Below are 2,350 nucleotides of genomic sequence, written 5' to 3'. Positions count from 1 at the left end.
TGGCTGTTTTACGCGTATGACAGGATACGGAGGACGGTTGTGGCGCACGTCTTCGGTGAACGCACTCTGGCCACACTGGAGCGTCTTCTGAGCCTGCTGTCGGCCTTTGAGGTCGTGGTATGGATGACGGATGGCTGGCCGCTGTATGAATCACGCCTGAAGGGAAAGCTGCACGTTATCAGCAAGCGTTACACTCAGCGCATTGAGCGACATAATCTGAATCTGAGACAACATCTGGCAAGGCTGGGACGGAAGTCACTGTCGTTCTCAAAATCGGTGGAGCTGCATGACAAGGTCATCGGGCATTATCTGAACATAAAACACTATCAGTAAGTTGGAGTCATTACCGACTTTTTAAAGGGAGAAATTTACACACAATAATTTTCAATATTTCCTCTGTACCTGATTTTTATTACCTATTACACGGAAATACCAACAACCAGGGTTTATTAATATAATTAAAAGGTTTAAACATGAATAAAATAAAGAATTACCGGTGGCATATGATTGCCCTCGTATGCTTTATCACTGTAATCAATTATCTGGACAGAACGGCGTTAGGTATTGCGGCTCCAACGATTATGGAGACAACCGGAATAACTAAAGAGCAATATTCATGGATTGTCAGTGCATTCCAGTTGGCCTATACATTAGGGCAACCGGTAATGGGCTTCTTTATTGATACCGTGGGTCTGAAGTTAAGTTTTGCGATATGTGCCGCAATTTGGGGCCTGGCGACAATGGGCCATGCACTAACCGGAACGTGGTCTGGTCTGGCATTTATGCGCGCCCTGATGGGTTTCAGCGAAGCGTCGGCAATTCCGGCGGGTGTAAAAACCGCATCAACATGGTTCCCGGCAAAAGAGCGTGGCGTGGCGACAGGTGTTTTCAATATGGGCACCTCACTCGGCGCGATGCTTGCTCCACCGTTGATTGCCTGGTGCATTATGTTTCATAGCTGGCAATTTGCGTTTATTGTTTCAGGTAGTCTTGCTTTGCTCGCGGCTTTATTTTGGTTCTTTTGTTATAAAGATCCGAAAGATGCCAAACGCCTTTCTGATGAAGAGCGCCACTATATTGAATCAGGGCAAGAACAGCATCTTAAAACAGATAAGAAAGAAAAAACGTCAATCAAGCATATCCTCAGCCAACGTAATTTCTGGGGGATTGGCATCGCGCGTTTTCTCGCAGACCCGGCATGGGGAACCATTAACTTCTGGGTGCCGATTTTCTTCGTCGAAACGCTGCATTTTAGCCTGAAAGAAATTGCCATGTTCGTCTGGCTGCCTTTCCTGCTGGGCGATCTCGGCTGTTTAGCCAGTGGTTTTGTCGCGAAGTTCTTCCACGATCGCGGCGTGAGTTTAATTAACTCACGAAGAATTACCTTCACTATTGCAGCCGTCATTATGATGAGGATTGGCCTGGTGAGTATTGTCGAAAATCCCTACATTGCCGTATTACTGATTAGTATTGGCGCGTTCTCGCATCAATGTCTTTCTACTGTAGCAGCAACTCTGGGTGGCGATCTGTTCAAAAAAGACGAAGTAGCTACCGCAGTGGGTATGGCAGGAGCCTGTGCGTGGAGCGGTCAGTTGATTTTCAACCTGTTCATCGGGGCATTCGTTCACATTATCGGCTTCGCGCCGTTCTTTATTGCCCTGGCTTTCTTTGACATTATTGGTGCTATTGCGTTGTGGACGCTTATCAAAGTTAAAGATGAAGAACCACAAGTACAGTTAGCTACCCACTAATTATTTTAAATAAAAACGCTATAATTGAGGTTATGGCGTTTTTAAAGAAGCTTGAGTTATCGAACCCCGCTTACCAACGCGTTGTCAGTCATCTCCCCCCTCCCTGGTGCATCGTTATATCCGTGATGAGCGATTTTTGATATTAATATCTTTCACCATCCGCTATTTTCACCACTTCAGAAAACAAACTTATTTTTATTAATATCAATTCTTTTTCTTTGAACATTCAACTGCGATATTTGTAAAAACATTAAACAGGCAACAATAAAATGACATTACCAACAACTATTTATTCATTCCCCGCATATTTACCTCGTTTTTCGGGTAATGACTCCAACTTACTGATAGTGTTTTATGTTCAGATAATGCCCGATGACCTTGTCATGCAGCTCCACCGATTTTGAGAACGACAGTGACTTCCGTCCCAGCCTTGCCAGATGTTGTCTCAGATTCAGATTATGTCGCTCAATGCGCTGAGTGTAACGCTTGCTGATAACGTGCAGCTTTCCCTTCAGGCGTGATTCATACAGCGGCCAGCCATCCGTCATCCATACCACGACCTCAAAGGCCGACAGCAGGCTCAGAAGACGCTCCAGTGT

Annotated in this window: 2 protein-coding genes and 1 pseudogene; 2 read left to right on the top strand and 1 reads right to left on the bottom strand. The window is 45.3% G+C overall.

What is annotated here, in order from left to right; all coding sequences use genetic code 11:
• A pseudogene (locus BHE85_RS13365) lies at nucleotides 1-333 on the top strand (IS1-like element IS1X2 family transposase); the annotation flags it as partial.
• A 140-nt stretch (nucleotides 334-473) separates the two neighbouring features.
• Nucleotides 474-1,751 carry an MFS transporter gene (locus BHE85_RS13360; protein ID WP_069673621.1) on the top strand — a complete coding sequence of 426 codons (1,278 nt, stop codon included), beginning with the start codon at nucleotides 474-476 and terminating at the stop codon, nucleotides 1,749-1,751.
• 338 nt (nucleotides 1,752-2,089) lie between these two features.
• On the opposite strand, the gene BHE85_RS13355 is transcribed toward BHE85_RS13360, so the two are convergent.
• Nucleotides 2,090-2,350: IS1 family transposase (locus BHE85_RS13355; protein ID WP_000317683.1), on the bottom strand; the 261-nt coding region annotated here is incomplete at its 5' end.

The sequence above is a fragment of the Shigella sp. FC1567 genome (assembly GCF_001743015.1).
GTDB lineage: Bacteria > Pseudomonadota > Gammaproteobacteria > Enterobacterales > Enterobacteriaceae > Escherichia > Escherichia coli.
Note: the sequence above shows the minus strand (reverse complement) of the source record. Positions and strands in the feature narration are given on the sequence as shown.